10 protein-coding genes and 1 pseudogene are annotated in these 15065 nt (G+C 50.3%); 10 read left to right on the forward strand and 1 reads right to left on the reverse strand.

Annotation, left to right across the window (positions count from 1 at the left end; translation table 11 throughout):
- Positions 1-29 precede the first annotated feature (29 nt).
- The 5 genes and pseudogenes from ACPF9B_RS02630 (at position 30) to ACPF9B_RS02650 (ending at position 3822) form a co-directional block, all read left to right on the forward strand.
- Complete coding sequence (locus ACPF9B_RS02630; RefSeq protein WP_424179034.1) at positions 30-1061, forward strand: branched-chain amino acid ABC transporter permease; 1032 nt, start codon at positions 30-32, stop codon at positions 1059-1061.
- Positions 1062-1065: 4 nt separating this feature from the next.
- Entirely contained in the window at positions 1066-2262 is a 1197-nt protein-coding gene (locus tag ACPF9B_RS02635) for a branched-chain amino acid ABC transporter permease (protein ID WP_424179036.1), read from the forward strand.
- Positions 2263-2376: 114 nt separating this feature from the next.
- Positions 2377-2745, forward strand: a pseudogene (locus tag ACPF9B_RS02640) (ATP-binding cassette domain-containing protein); the annotation flags it as partial.
- Between the two features lie 153 nt (positions 2746-2898).
- Positions 2899-3033 carry a hypothetical protein gene (locus ACPF9B_RS02645; protein WP_373412707.1) on the forward strand — a complete coding sequence of 45 codons (135 nt, stop codon included), beginning with the start codon at positions 2899-2901 and terminating at the stop codon, positions 3031-3033.
- A 39-nt stretch (positions 3034-3072) separates the two neighbouring features.
- Positions 3073-3822 (forward strand): ABC transporter ATP-binding protein, encoded by a 750-nt coding sequence (locus tag ACPF9B_RS02650; protein WP_040482848.1) that lies wholly within the window; start codon positions 3073-3075, stop codon positions 3820-3822.
- A 106-nt stretch (positions 3823-3928) separates the two neighbouring features.
- Here the strand turns inward: ACPF9B_RS02650 and ACPF9B_RS02655 are convergent.
- Positions 3929-4686 (reverse strand): IS5 family transposase gene (locus ACPF9B_RS02655; RefSeq protein ID WP_424176587.1). Its coding sequence is split into 2 segments (ribosomal slippage): positions 3929-4362 and positions 4362-4686, totalling 759 coding nucleotides; the frame shifts between segments, so codons are not numbered across the junction.
- A 1147-nt stretch (positions 4687-5833) separates the two neighbouring features.
- On the opposite strand from ACPF9B_RS02655, the gene ACPF9B_RS02660 reads away from it, so the two are divergent.
- The 5 genes from ACPF9B_RS02660 to ACPF9B_RS02680 all read left to right on the forward strand — a co-directional run bounded on the left by ACPF9B_RS02660 (position 5834) and on the right by ACPF9B_RS02680 (position 14886).
- Entirely contained in the window at positions 5834-7681 is a 1848-nt protein-coding gene (locus tag ACPF9B_RS02660; protein WP_424179039.1) for an ATP-binding protein, read from the forward strand.
- A 53-nt stretch (positions 7682-7734) separates the two neighbouring features.
- Positions 7735-8412, forward strand: coding sequence for a response regulator (locus ACPF9B_RS02665; protein ID WP_424179041.1), 678 nt, complete (start codon positions 7735-7737; stop codon positions 8410-8412).
- A gap of 49 nt (positions 8413-8461) precedes the next feature.
- Complete coding sequence (locus tag ACPF9B_RS02670) at positions 8462-8821, forward strand: hypothetical protein (RefSeq protein ID WP_424179043.1); 360 nt, start codon at positions 8462-8464, stop codon at positions 8819-8821.
- A 269-nt stretch (positions 8822-9090) separates the two neighbouring features.
- Positions 9091-12906, forward strand: a complete 3816-nt coding sequence (locus ACPF9B_RS02675; RefSeq protein WP_424179045.1) for a glycosyltransferase — start codon at positions 9091-9093, stop codon at positions 12904-12906.
- A gap of 267 nt (positions 12907-13173) precedes the next feature.
- A complete protein-coding gene (locus ACPF9B_RS02680) occupies positions 13174-14886 on the forward strand; it encodes a glycosyltransferase (RefSeq protein WP_424179047.1) in 1713 nt (570 codons plus the stop codon).
- The last annotated feature ends 179 nt before the right edge of the window (positions 14887-15065 follow it).

Below are 15065 nucleotides of genomic sequence, written 5' to 3' on the forward strand. Positions count from 1 at the left end.
GCCTATTCACCATGCGAGGCACCTGATCTATGGACCAGATCATTGTACAAGTACTCAACGGATTAGACAAAGGCTCTGCCTATGCGCTTATCGCGCTTGGACTGACGCTGATATTCGGCACTCTGGGCGTGGTAAACTTCGCTCATGGAGCGCTGTTTATGCTTGGCTCGTTCTGCGCCGTGACCTTCTCTCGGTTGCTGTCGTTCAGCCATGAAGTAATTGACGAAACGCGTACTGACTTTTTGGGCAACCCGCTCAAACTACAGGTACCATATATCCAGGATTGGCTTGGTCCTGATCTGGCGGCGTCGATTATCCAGTGGTCGGTTCCTTTGTCAATTCTGTTCGCCATACCAGTCATGATCACTATCGGACTGATTATCGAGCGTGGTCTGATCAAGCATTTTTATAAACGTCCCCATGCGGACCAGATACTTGTAACCTTTGGCCTTGCGATCGTGCTTCAGGAAATCATCAAGTATTTCTTCGGAGCCAACCCGATCCAGACGCCAGCACCGCCAGCGTTCAACGGCAGCCTCGATTTTGGTATCTGGCTGGGGTTTGATCCGGTGACGATCATGTATCCGTATTGGCGCATGATTTATTTCTTCTTTTCCGTGGTCATTATCGCCGGTGTGTTTGCCTTTCTGCAATTCACCACCTTTGGCATGGTGGTCAGAGCCGGTATGGCCGACCGCGAAACAGTCGGACTTCTTGGTATCGATATCGACAAGCGCTTTACGTTCATGTTCGGATTGGCGGCCGCGGTCGCTGGTATCGCAGGGGTAATGTACGCACCAATCGTCGCGCCCAACTATCACATGGGCATGGACTTTCTTGTCCTCAGCTTCGTTGTTGTTGTTGTCGGGGGAATGGGTTCTCTCCCTGGTGCGGTAGCCGCTGGATTCCTACTCGGCATCCTAGAAAGTTTTGCGTCAATGCCGATGATCGTTCAGAGCTTTCCAGGCATCAACCAAATCATCATTTACCTTGTTGCCATCATCATTCTGCTGACCCGTCCACGGGGATTGATGGGCCGCAAGGGTGTTATGGAGGAATAATCAGATGTTTGGTCTGGAATCGAAAGATGGAAAATTACTTTTGCTCGTCGCTGCGCTTGCATTGCTTGCCCCAGTCATTTTGAACCCTTTCCCCGAAGGTTCGGCCATGTCGCAGTTTAATGCGGGCTATCCGGACCTGATGCAGAGATTTGTTATCTTCGGCATCCTTGCGATTGGGTTTAACATCCTCTTCGGATTGACTGGCTATTTGTCCTTCGGGCATGCGGCATTTTTGGGTGTGGGTTCTTACGCAGCGATCTGGTCGATGAAACTGGTCACGATGAACATCATCCCGTCGATCATTTTTGCGGTCATCGTGGCGGGCGTGTTCTCGCTTGTCGTTGGATACATTTCACTGCGCCGTTCAGGAATCTACTTTTCGATCCTTACTCTTGCATTCGCGCAGATGTCTTATTCGCTGGCCTATTCTGTACTAACACCAATCACCGGTGGTGAGACTGGCTTGCAGATCAAATCAACGGATACGCCTTTGCTTGATAAGGCGCTCGAGGCCGGCGAAATCGGACGGGCAAACCTGTTTGGATATGGTATGGGCTCTAGCTATCAGCTTGAATTAGCTGGGTGGCAGTTCACGTTTAACCTCGGGTATTATGTGGCTGCCGTTGTGATGTTGATTTCCTTCTACTTCGCAATCAGGATTTTCCGGTCGCCCTTCGGCATGATGCTGCGCGCGGTCAAGTCGAATCAGCAACGCATGAATTACGCTGGTCTGTCGCCAAAGCCTTATACACTCGCTGCGTTTGTAATCTCCGGCATGTATGCCGGTTTGGCGGGCGGCCTTCTTGTGGCAATGGATACTCAGGTTGGCCCAGAACGCATGTTTTGGACCGCATCAGGTGAAATCGTAATCATGGTGATACTTGGTGGTGCGGGGACGCTGCTTGGGCCAGTTCTCGGCGCGGGCTTTATCAAGTACTTCGAGAACATCATTTCCAAAATCAACGAGTCAATCCTGCAAGGTTGGTTTGCCTTTTTGCCGGATGGACTGCAGGATTTTATGGTTGCAGTTGTCTATCCCTTTATTGGCAAGGGGTGGCATCTGACGCTGGGCATAATGTTTATGTTGGTCGTAATCTTTTTGCCCGGAGGCCTTATCCAAGGTGGACAGAAGATTGATAGCTGGCTTCGTCGCAAGAAAAATGTTGTCGCAAAAGACAGCACAACAAAACCGGCCGAATAAGGAAATCTGAACATGGGCATCCTTGAGATCAAAGGCGTAAACAAGCGGTTCGGTGGCTTGAAGGCGCTCGATGACGTGAATCTTAGCATCGCGGAAAATACTACCCACGCAATCATCGGTCCGAACGGTGCGGGAAAGTCGACACTTTTGAACGTCTTGGTTGGAAAGCTCATTCCAGATAGCGGTTCTGTCACGTTTGACGGACAATCAATACTGGGTCGCCAGCCGCATGAAATTAATCAGATGGGCATCAGTCGCGTGTTTCAGACGCCCGAGATTTTTGGCGATCTGAGCGTGTTTGAAAACGTGATGATCCCTTGCTTTGCGAAGCGCGATGGCGCCTTCAGGATGCACGCCTACGAAAGTATTTTTGCCGAGAAAGCAATTCAACAACAGGCCGAAGAAATACTTGCAGATGTAAACATGTTAGAAAAGCGACACATGATTGCATCGAGCCTGTCCCGCGGCGACAAGCGACGCCTCGAAATGGCGATGTGCTTGGTACAAAACCCCCGCTTGCTGCTCTTGGATGAACCAACCGCCGGAATGGCGCGTGCTGACACTCAAAACACAATCGCGTTGCTGAAAGAGATTCGTGAAAAACGCAGTATTACGATGGCAATTATTGAACATGATATGAACGTCGTATTCTCCCTCGCAGAGCGGATTACAGTGCTTGCACAAGGCACGCCCCTCGTTGAGGACACGCCAGACAATATCAAAGGGCACCCGAAGGTGCGTGAAGCCTATCTTGGTGAGGCACAAGTATAAGGGATACGTCACAAGACGAACCCCTTTCCGGAGGATTACATGAACGCACCTTTCAACAAGCACGCTAACAATGCCGCGACAAGCCCAGCCTTTCTAAGTTTGTGGGAGGTCGAGGCGTATTACGGCGAAAGTTATATCGTCCAAAACATAAGTTTCAGTATCCATGAAGGCGAAATTCTTGCTCTTCTTGGCCGGAATGGCGCAGGTAAAACATCCACGCTTCGAACAATAGCGCGGCTTGGTAATCCCGAATTGCGACATGGAGAGATTTGGCTTGATCACAAACCCCTGCATGAAATGAAAAGCCACCAAGCTGCCGCAGCAGGGATTGCACTTGTTCCAGAAGATCGTCGTATTATCGCGGGCTTGACCGTGGAAGAGAACTTGCAGCTCGCTCAGATCGCTCCGCCAAAAGGGTGGTCGCTGGACCGTATTTATGACCTATTCCCGCGCCTTGGTGAACGTCGCAAGCAGGAAGGTGTAACGCTGTCTGGGGGCGAGCAGCAGATGCTGGCAATCGCGCGGGCACTCGCGCGCGATATCAAGGTTCTTTTGCTGGATGAGCCTTATGAAGGACTGGCACCGGTCATTGTTCAGGAGATCGCAAAGACTTTAGGCGTAATCCGCGATCAAGGCATTACAACCGTGATCGTCGAACAAAATGCCGTCGCCGCTCTCAAGCTGGCTGATCGTGCAGTAATTCTTGATACAGGATCAGTCGTTTTTGATGGATCTGCCGCTGAAGTTCTCGAAAACAGTGATCTACGGGCGCAATACCTGGCGATTTAAGCTGAGTATCCTGTTGTATAGAATAGAACGAAAAGTGATCTCTATTGATGCAAGCGGGAGAATTTGGTGAAAACAGTTTCAGTTTCGATGGCCTTAGGGTCAGGACTCATAACCAGAATATGACGGTTGCGGCGAGAGCGATTGCCGATAGGAAGACCTTGGGGCAACGATCATAGCGGGTTGAGACGCGTCTCCAGTCTTTGAGCCTGCCAAACATGCGCTCGATGCGGTTCCGGCGTTTGTAGCGACGCTTGTCGTATCTGACGACCTTGTTGCGTGACTTTCGACCTGGGATGCAGGGACGAGTCCCTCTGTCTGCTAAGGCTTCCCGGAACCAATCTGCATCATAACCCCGATCCGCCAATAGCCATTCAGCATCCGGTAGACTGCTGAGCAAAGCCATGGCACCGGTATAATCGCTGACCTGACCAGCCGTGATGAAGAAACGGATTGGGCGGCCGCTGGTGTCAGTGACAGCATGCAATTTTGTGTTCATGCCGCCCTTTGTCTCACCGATTAGGCGTCCACGCCCCCCTTTTTAAGCCGCAGGCTTGAGGCCGTGCGGTGTGCTTTGAGGTAAGTCGCGTCGATCGAGATGGTCTTATTGTCGGGTGCCTCCGCTGCCAAGCCTGTCATTATCCGAGCGAATACACCTGCATCGCTCCAACGTTTCCAGCGATTATAAAGCGTCTTGGGTGGCCCATACGCAACGGGCGCATCACACCAGCGTAACCCATTGCGATTGATGAAGATAATGCCGCTCAAAACACGCCTGTCATCGACGCGCGGCTTACCTCGGCTCTTTGGGAAATACGACCGTAGCCGCACCATCTGATCTTCTGTCAGCCAGTAAAGATTGCTCATCGTACCCCCAAATCATTGGTGGTCGTGAATCATGACGACAAACCAGCATCAAGGCATTTAATGGGTCCTGACCCTAATGAACTGATGTTGTTTTAGGCGATGAATATGAGTCGATCAAATACAACACCGCTGTGATACGAGATATCACTAGGGCATCATTGAATTCGAGATCAAACAGTTTTGATCGCGGCACGCTCAGTGTGCTCCGTATCAGAAAGCACGCTTCCTAATAAACACGGCAATTTTTACCTGACATGTTCTGTATCCCTACAACAGAACTGACGTATTTGATCCTTTTATTTATTTTACTTGCACTGCATATATCTTTAGATTTAGTGACCCGTCGCGGTTTGCGATAAATCCTTTCTTATCCATTGGGGTTACCCAATCTTGTTCAAAAACGTGAATACCCCACCACATTAGAGACGTGGTGGGGTATTTTTCTTTTGCGAGATATTGTGAAAAACTGATTGGGCGTCAGGGAAGAAATCTTCGCTTGGGATATAAGTGCAGACTGAATGCGCTGCGTTAACGTCATAAATCTAGCAATTGTATTGTCCGCGCGGCGGGGCTGGCAAAATTTTGCGGAGATTTGTACAAGGCTTGCCCGATAACGACGAGCTTTCGGGCGCCGGCAGTGCATATGTAATCTGCCCGACTGGACGTCTGACGCCATTCCGCAAACTGTTTTAAAGACCCGTGTCACAAACAGGGTGTTTGTTATCTGTATCCAAAGCATTGCGTCAAAACCCGCGACTCACAAACATTGTGTTCAACGCAGTAATTCGGCCCACAAATGCGCAACAAAACTATGCGATGAGTGTGCAGCACGTTTCGTGAAACTCTAAGAAAGCTCAGCCATTTTATATATTTGTAAAAATGGTGCCCAGGGGCGGAATCGAACCACCGACACGAGGATTTTCAAGACTTGTTTTAATTTTAAGTCATTGATATTAAATGGTTAATAGACGAAAAATCACGGTGTGCTATATAATGTGCGATGCGGTTCAATTTGACCATACCCACAAACGCTGTGTTCAACACAGTGTTTCAAACATAGTCGCAAACACAGTGTTTGGCAACTTTGCAAATACGGCCGTAGCAGGGTAACACAAATATTACTCACCCCTTGAGAAAGCAAACTCTGATGCTACTAGCTGTTATTCGAAAGCACTTACTCATAAGCTTTGCTACGTTTCTACTTGTGTCATTCTCTGTAGTTGTGGCTGTGGCCGATACAGCTCAAATTAAAATCAACTACGTTATCGGTGATTTCGGCATTGAAGAAATTGCAAGTCAGGAAGCCGCTACGTTCTCAAAATTCGATCTTGGCAAAAATCTTGGCTTTCAAGATCAGCCAGTTTGGTTTCGGATCGATGTAGAATCAGATGATGTGGCTGACGATCAATATTTGATCATCACCCCTGTCCATATCGACAATATACAGGTGTTTGCAAACAGAGTAGATCGCTATAGACAAATTCTAAACGCAGGAGATCGGGATACATCGCCGATTAGTATGATACCTGAAGGGTATTCAGTCAAAATTACCAGTCATCAGCTAGACACACCTATCTATATCAGAGTTGCATCCCAAAACGTAGTTTACCCTTTTTTTAAGCTCGTTCGTGCCAGTGAAGCACGTAACATGGCAACAACTTCTGTGTTTTGGTTCTCTTTATCTTTCGCAATAACATTGCTGTATTTTGCATGGGCTGCAAGCGCAGCCGTAAGCAGTCCACAACTGTTGCTTTTTACATTTATACTCCGATTGGCGTTGTTTGTATGTACTCTTTCAGTCCACTCGGGAATGTGGCGATTTTTAGTTAATGGTGAAGTCCTTCCACCACAGGACTTACTGCATAACGCTTCAGGACTCGCCTACATTACAGTCGCTCAATTATTTGATTTTGCATTACTACGAACGCTTTACTGCAGAAAAGCCGTTAAGGGCTTTTTAGGTATAATTATATTAAGCACCTTGGCAAAATTCAGCTTATTTGCCTTGGGAGAGGTCTCGCTTGCACTTGCGGTTAACAACACATCCGCGCTACTAACTCTGGTTTTAGGCGCGATCATGATACTTCTGCCTCGCCAGCAAGAGCTGGATACGTCGAAGATCTACCTATCGCGCCCAGCCGTAGGCGCGTATTTTGCTCTGCAAGCGCTTCCGCTAATTATTTTACTTTTTCTTACATATTTTGATAACAGTAACTATTTACGCGTTTTTGAGCTAATGTTTATAAACTACGCACTAGTTCCCGGCGGGTTCGTTGCCTACGCAATGTTGAAGTACCAACAACGACTTTTTCGCGAAAAAACTAAACTAGAGTTACACGCGCAGCATTTAACAACGCTTTCGATGCTTGAGGGAAGCAAGAGATCTGAAATGAAGCGCTTGTTGGAAACATTAGCCCATGAAATTAAAACTCCGTTGGCAACGTTACAGATGGCAAAAGCGGTTGGACGTATCGATCAAAAGCTACTACAGAAAACCACAGACAGTATCAGTACAGCCTTAAGCCAAATTAGTCGTGTGGAGCATATAGAGCGCGGCGCACTTGCATTGGAGGCAAAAGAAGTAGATTTATGTGGATTAATTTACAAAGTGGTTAAGACGCTTGACAGTTCTGCGAGTGTTGATTGCACAGATTTAAAAGTTTATGCTGATTGGAATGCATTATATATTGTTTTAAACAATTTAATTGGAAATGCTGAAAAATACAAAATGCCCAAAACACAGGTAATGATTTCAGTGGAGAGGTTAGATAGTCGCATTGAAGTTTTCATAACTAATTTTTTGAGCCGTCCAATTCGGGAGCCAAACCGCCTCTTTGAGAAGTACTACCGAGATGCAAGCAGCGTCAAGCGGCCAGGCACAGGTCTTGGATTATACCTGGCAAAATCCTTAGCAGAGGCTTTTGGGGCAAATCTCATTGTCAAGGAAAGCGATAACCAGTTTGTAGTGAGCCTATCACTCACAAACGCTATGTAGCATGTGTAGCATTTGCAACAAGTTGTGCGCTATCTTGATTACATGAGGTGCCCATGACTGCGATCGCTTTGGTAGAAGATAATGATGATCTAAGAGAGTTTACAGCTCTATTCTTAGAGCAACATGGCTATACTGTTTTACAGTGCGAGGATGCAGAAAGCTTCTTTGAAACAAGCATGCCAGTGAGCATTTTTATCATTGACCTAAACCTACCTGAAATGGACGGCTTTTCATTAGTGCAATCAATTCGAGAGAGCGATCCTGAAGCCGCGATCATTATTCTTTCTGCGCGTGATTGCGATGATGATATCGTGAAGGGATACGAACTTGGTGCTGATATTTATCTCACGAAGCCAACAAACCCAGCTATACTGTTGTCGACTGTGCGGCGGGTTGCGCACCGCCATTTAGGACTAAATGCACAACGAGTGGGTTTGTGCGTAGATCGGCTTACTCAGGTTATGCGATTTGACCAAGCAAGCTGTTCGATCTCGGCCAGCGAGTTGGCTATCTTGCATCGTCTATCCATCGCTGGCGCGCGTGGCTTAGAGCGGTTTGAAATGGCTGAAGTTCTAAATCTTGATCTAGACCACGGCTCACGGAAGGCCATTGATGTGCGGATTGTCCGGCTTCGCAAAAAGCTCGCGGCACTCGGCTGTGCCAAAAGTACCTTGGGAACAATGCGAGGCTACGGCTATCGGTTAAACTTGCCGATAGAATTTACCAATTAGTTGCGATGTCTGAAGCAATACTACCTTAGAAATAATTAAAGGAAAAATAATGGAAATAAAAATTTATATGATTTTCGTTTGTGCCGCGTTCGTTGGCTTGGTTGGCTGTGGCGGAGCCGACCTTGGGACTCGCATAGCGGGCTCAAAAATTGCTGGCGATGGCCTTGTAGCAGAAGGCCAACCAATCTCGGGCGCTGCAATACTAATGAAGCCTCGTATTGAAGACTTGACTGACGAAAGCTTCAACATTCGGTATATTGAAATGGGATTTGGTTCAGGAACACCTGCGTCGGTTCGTGATCTCGCGGTTAGTCAATGCGCCGAATTTGGCAAGAACGCCGTATTCAAAGCCGAAACGCGCGGCCTTTTGCAGCTAAATACCGTCAAAGCATACTACGAATGCGTTTGATGGCTTTGTTGCATAAATCGAGTGATGGATTCATCTGGCGATTCCGGCATGGTAGCCGAGATGCATAAGCAGACAAATGCCCCCGACTTACAAGACCACGAGCTGGCCGCCTTTAACTAAGTCCGTCCGAGGAAAGCCAGCCTCTGACGACTAGCCGATTTGTACAACAGAATCAAGAGAAATAAATAAGGCGGTCTGGGTTGAGGATGAAATGCTCTGGTGCCGCATAGAACTTTATCAAACACAAATGAAACGTTTGAGGAAAAACAGTGATCAGTAATACCCCCGGCGTGTCAGATGCGGTATATGATGAAGACAAACGAGCCGCGCCGCGCCAAAGCTTTGCTGTAGTCATACATCTTTATTACGAGGATCAGTGGCCCGAGTTCGAAACGACACTGCGTCACATCGAGGATCCATTTGCGCTTTTCGTAACTGTCATGCCTGAAAGCACATTCGGCGACGAAATCCGTAAAAGTTTTCCTGAGGCGTTAGTACTTGCTGTGCCAAATCTTGGCAGAGACGTTGCACCCTTCTTAAACCTATTGCCCCGGCTGGCTGAGTTCGAACTTGTCTGCAAGCTGCACACAAAGCGGAGTGAGGGGCAGCACACAGTGTGGCGTAGTTCTTTGGTTCACGGGCTACTGGGTAGCCGTGAGGCGGTGCAGGCCTATCGCACAGCCTTTGCTGGGGATCCGGATCTCGTCATTGCGGGGCCACGGGACTATTACTTAGATGGTACTGCTTACGAACTTTCCTGCAAGAAGGCTTTGACGCTACAGCACGGGCCGCTGCCGGACAGTTATGGGTTTTTCGCTGGGACTATGTTTTGGTGCAGGCCGAGTGCATTTGCAGAGCTGGCCGATCTTTATCCGCAGACTTGTTTCGTGGCACATGCGGATACTGACGGGCAACCCGAGCATGTGGTGGAGCGCGCCTTCGGCTGTCTCGCCGCCGTCCGGAATAAAAAAATCATGCTCTGGGACGGCTTCGCGGAGGTGGCGGAGGCCCGCGATTTCCGCGGCCATACTGATTTCTTCAACATTTATTCACGAGGCACGGAGGAGGTTGGTTGTGATGTCTCGGCAAATCCGAAAGCCGATGAGGATGTGCAAACGACCGTTCCACAACGAGGGATCGGGCATATGCATGTTCGGTCACCGACAAATCTCTACGAGGCCTGGCTTGGCGTGAACCAGCCGTCGGAGGCAGAAGAGCGCCGCCTTCGAGATTCGCTGACAGCAGCGGCAGATCGTGCGCCTTTAATCTCGCTAATAATGCCAGTTTTTTGTCCCCTTTTGGACCTTTTGGAAAAGGCCGTTGAAAGCGTCTTGTCCCAAATCTACGACAATTGGGAGTTGTGTATTCATGTTGATGGTGATGATGATCCACTTCTTGATAAGTGGCTGCGGGAACTCGCGAGGTGTGAGCCTCGAGTGAAGTTGTCCATCTCAACGGTGAATAGTGGCATTAGCATCGGAACGAACGCCGCCGCTGAACTTGCAACGGGTGAGTTGCTTGCATTTTTCGATCAAGATGACCTTCTGACGAAGACCGCCTTGGCCCACATTGCCTTGGCCGCTTTAGACAACCCTGAAGCCGACATTCTGTATTCTGACGACGATAAAATTGACGTTGCTGACGGCCGCTATGCGCCACAATTTAAGCCAGAATGGGCTCCCGTTTTGTTGCTTTCTTATATGTACATGAGCCACATCTTGGTCGTAAGGCGGAGCTTGTTTAAGGAACTGGGCGGCTTCCGCCTCGGCTTCGAAGGCTCCCAGGACTACGATTTTGCTCTGCGCGCAACCGAGAATGCCCGCAAAGTTATTCATATTCCCCAAATCCTGTACCACTGGCGAGCCACCCCCGGCTCCACTGCAACTTCAGGAGATGCCAAACCGAACAGTTTTTTGGCTGGCCTGCGCTCTGTCCAGGAAGCTTGCGGCCGCCGCGGCATCTCTGCAAAAGCATATCAACCGGATTGGGCAGTTCAGGGCAAACTCGGTGTCTTTGGGCTGAGCTTCCCACACACAGGACCCCAGGTCACCATAGTGATCCCGACGCGAAACCGACTGGATTTGTTGAAACCGTGTATTGATTCTATCAAGCGTTTAACTCTGTACAAGAATTACGATATTTTAATTGTTGATAACCAAAGTGATGACCCAGCGACATTGGCATATTTAGCGTCCTGTGGTCACAAGGTGATCGGGGTGGCAAGCGTCACCACAAAGTTCAATTATTCCTACCTCATGAATCGCGCCGTGGAGGCAGCGACCGGGGAATTCATTTTGCTACTCAACAATGACACCATTGTTCGAAATAACATTTGGCTCAGTCAAATGGTTGGATATGGCCAGATGTCGGGAGTTGGTGCGGTTGGGGCTAAGCTTTATTTTCCAGATGAAACGTTGCAACATGCTGGGATTGTTCACGGTCTTCATAGTGATTTGGCCGGGCATGCGTTCCGAAATGAACAAGGGGACCTGCACGGATACTTAGATTATACTAAAGTCGCCCGCGAATATTCCGCCGTCACAGCTGCTTGTTTGTTATCCACGCGCGAAGTCTATCTGTCCAACGGCGGCATGGATGAGGAGAATTTCGCAGTAGCCTATAATGACGTTGATTATTGTTACCGGCTCGTTAGTGCAGGTTACACTTGCATCTACTGCCCCGATGCCGAGCTGACCCATTTCGAGGGTAAAAGCCGAGGTTTTAAGGACAGTCCCTTCGAAGAAGCCAGCTTTCGCAAGAAATATAGACGCTTTCGCGACAAATGGTATAATCCTAATCTTTCGCTTGACGACGAATCTTTCCGCATACGGCCCAAACGATATGTTGCTCCAGCCTTGGCTAAGCAACCTCCACGCACCATGTTCGTCAGCCACAATCTGAACCATGAGGGGGCACCGAACGTCCTATTTGAGTTGATAACCGGACTAAAAGACAAAATGCATGTAGATCCGCTCGTTGCCTCTCCGATAGACGGGCCACTGCGTGCCGACTATGAAGCCGCCGGTATACCTGTGCGGATTGTCAAACACCCCTTGGCTGGTGGTTTGGACCCAGCTTCGTATGTCGTTGGGCGTGACGACTTCGCCGAGGAATTGCTTCAATTTCAGACGGAGGTTCTATTTGCCAATACGGCAGAAACATACTGGGCTCTCGATGTTGCTAGCAAGGCTGCGCTGCCGACTATCTGGAATATACATGAAAGCGAGCCTTGGTACGATTACTTCAAGGACCTGCCTGATTATGTGCAGGCCCACGCTTACGACGCATTCTATTCCGCCTATCGGGTCGCTTTTGTGGCCCTCAGGACCCGTGATTTATGGTCGCCCCTTGCTGGACGGCACAACTTTTCTGTTATGCATCACGGCCTAGACATCGCCCGGCTAGAGAAACGCTTGGCTGGGACTAACCGCCTGATTGCTCGAGAGCAGCTTGGCATCGCCGACGATGAGGTGGCTCTTGTAGTAATCGGAACAGTATGTGAACGCAAAAATCAGCACATTTTGCTGGAGGCCATCGCCCAGATGGAGAGATCTGTTGCGCAGCGCATTCGGGTATTCATTGTTGGAGACCGCCAAAGCCCCTACAGTCAGCGTCTGCATCATGCGTGGTCAGAGCTTGCTGCGGAGATCCGCGACCGGGTCGAGATTGTCCCAGAGACCAACGAGCCATATGTGTACTTCATAGCTGGTGATATATACGTCTGCTCCTCCCTCCGCGAGAGCTACCCGCGGGTCATCCTAGAGGCGATGGCGCTGGGTCTACCGCTGGTTACGACGCCAGTATTCGGGATCGTCGAGCAGGTGCGTCCGGAGGTTAATGGCTTGTTCTTCAGTCCTGACAACAGCTTCGAATTAATGGAAGTACTTGAGCGGATCATTGAGGACGATGCCCTTCGCAAAAGGTTCGGTGAAAACTCGAAAACACTCTTCGAAGGTTTGATCCAGTACGATGACATGCTCGAGCGATATGCTGCGACAATCCATGAAGCAGCATTATCTACTGGGTACCGTGTTGGCGCAGGCAGAACGGATTTCCGAGTCGATGTTGCGCAAGTGGCGGGCTGAGGCTCATGGCGGGGGGCGGCTCAGAGGCAGACCAAGGTGGCGATCTTCGATACATCAATGACGGGGTGGATGCCCCACTCGGCTTCGACAAGCCAAGCCGCCAGCACTCAGTACTGGGCTAGAAAAGCGCTATCGCTTTGGAACGCAACGTGGCTCAAACGAGCACTGCAGCGGCACAAAAACGCGATACGTCCACTTCGACGTGGAGCAGGAGGCGCGTTCGGTTGCGCGGCCGGCCGAAAGCTTATGCGATGAGGAGATAAGGAAGTGACAGTTTCGAAAGGCACATTTCAGGGCTCGGAAAATAGCGACGCCGTTGTCGATCTGCTTGCTCGCAACCGGGCGAAAGTTTACCGGACAGGAGAGGCGATTGACGCGTTGATCGCGCAGCATCTAAATGAGCGCAGGTTCTTTGCGGCGCTGGGCGAGGCCATGGCGGAACTAGAGTTTGCCGGGGCTGGATACCAGACCTACGCCCGCGTTGCGCGTTGCGAGATGATCCTTGGGTTGAATGCACGGGCCAGGCGGTCTTGGACCCAAGCGTTGCGCTTCAAGGAGACCGCTCAGGCCTATACAGGTATCGGTGCGCTGAATTTTCAGCAGGGAGAGACGAACGCGGCGATCGCGGCGTTTCAGAAGGCGCTTTCCCTTGAGGCGAGGAACCTCGGGGCGCTGGAGTCTCTCAGTGCAGCCCATCTCTACCTAGGGGAGCCGCTCGCGGCGCGGCGCTATGCTGACCTTGCCCTTCAGCAGGACAGTGAGCGGCTTGAAAGCAGGTTGTGCCGGGCGCGTGCCGAGATTGCGCTTGGCAATCATCACAGTGCGGCGAGGGATGTCGGGCTTGTTCGGGCGCGTGGCTACAAGGAGCATGAGGTGCGGCTCCTCGAGGTGGATCTTCTCATAAATGACGAGGAGTTCGAATCTGCGATGTTCTTGGCGGGGCAGCTCTGTGAGAAGTACCCAGAGTCGCGGGAATGCCTCAATGCGTTTCGCCGGGCCTATGTAGCATTTGACAAGGGTGATCGGCGCGAGGATCTCGTAGACTTTCTTGGGGGGCTCGACCATTTTGCGCCACTGTCCAAACCTCACGATCCAGTGGCAAGCGATGTAGACGAAACGGTCGATGTCATCGTGCCGGTGCATAATGCTATGCACGCGGTCGAGGCCTGTATCGCGTCGCTAAAGGCGACGAGTGGTCCTCGGTTGGGGCGGGTAATTCTGGTCAACGACGCGAGCGACAAGAAGGTTCGCGACAAGCTCGTTGCGCTGGCTACGGATAATGAACGAATTGTTCTTGCAGAGACCGCAAAGCGTAGCGGTTTCTCACGCGCGCTTGCCGTTGGTGTCGCAGAGAGCAGGGCGCCAGCTTTTGTTGCCCTCAACAGTGATACGATCGTGACAGAGGGATGGCTAGAAACACTTCATGCGGCGCTTCGTTCGGAACCGCAGGTGGCCATGGTTGGACCGCTGTCCAACAATGCGGGGTGGCAGAACTATGGGCCGGTCCTTGGCCAGTCGGGCAGCTTTGCAGGGTCACAAATACCGTCTTCGCAATGCCGTGCAGATCTTGAAGCGGAGATATCTGGGCTGAAGGTGAAATCTTTCGTACCTATGCATATGTTGCACGGGTTCTGTGTTCTTGTCGATCGCAAGGCGTATGATGCGCAGGGTGGGTTAGACCAAGAGCTGTTTCCTGAAGGGTATGGCGAGTTTCAGGATTTGTCGATCCGTATGCGGGGGGCTGGGCACGACCTTTTCGTGGTCACGGATTGCGTCGTGTTCCACGAACGCGGCGCGAGCCATTCTTGGACGCGCCGGGCAGCGTTGTCACTTGCCGGGCGGAAAAGCCTTTATGCTCGTTATTCCGCTTTGAACTACCTTTGCCTAGAAATGGCCAGCGTACGAACCCCTGCACTGGATGATCTTCGCGATGATCTTAGGCCGGTCCTTGATGCCTGGGGAATCTATGCAAACGGGTGAAGGAGGGTGGACCTTTCTCGATTGCCCTCCGAGCGGGCTCGCTATGCTGACGAGGCTAAATCCGAAGGACAGGACACTCTGGGATAATTACGATAGGATAGTTGCGGATTTTACGGACAATGCACTAGACGCGAGCAGCCTAATTAAACACCTCAAAAATTGTAAATTACGCTCTTCGG

This window comes from Yoonia sp. TsM2_T14_4 (assembly GCF_049602355.1).
Classification (GTDB): domain Bacteria; phylum Pseudomonadota; class Alphaproteobacteria; order Rhodobacterales; family Rhodobacteraceae; genus Yoonia; species Yoonia vestfoldensis_A.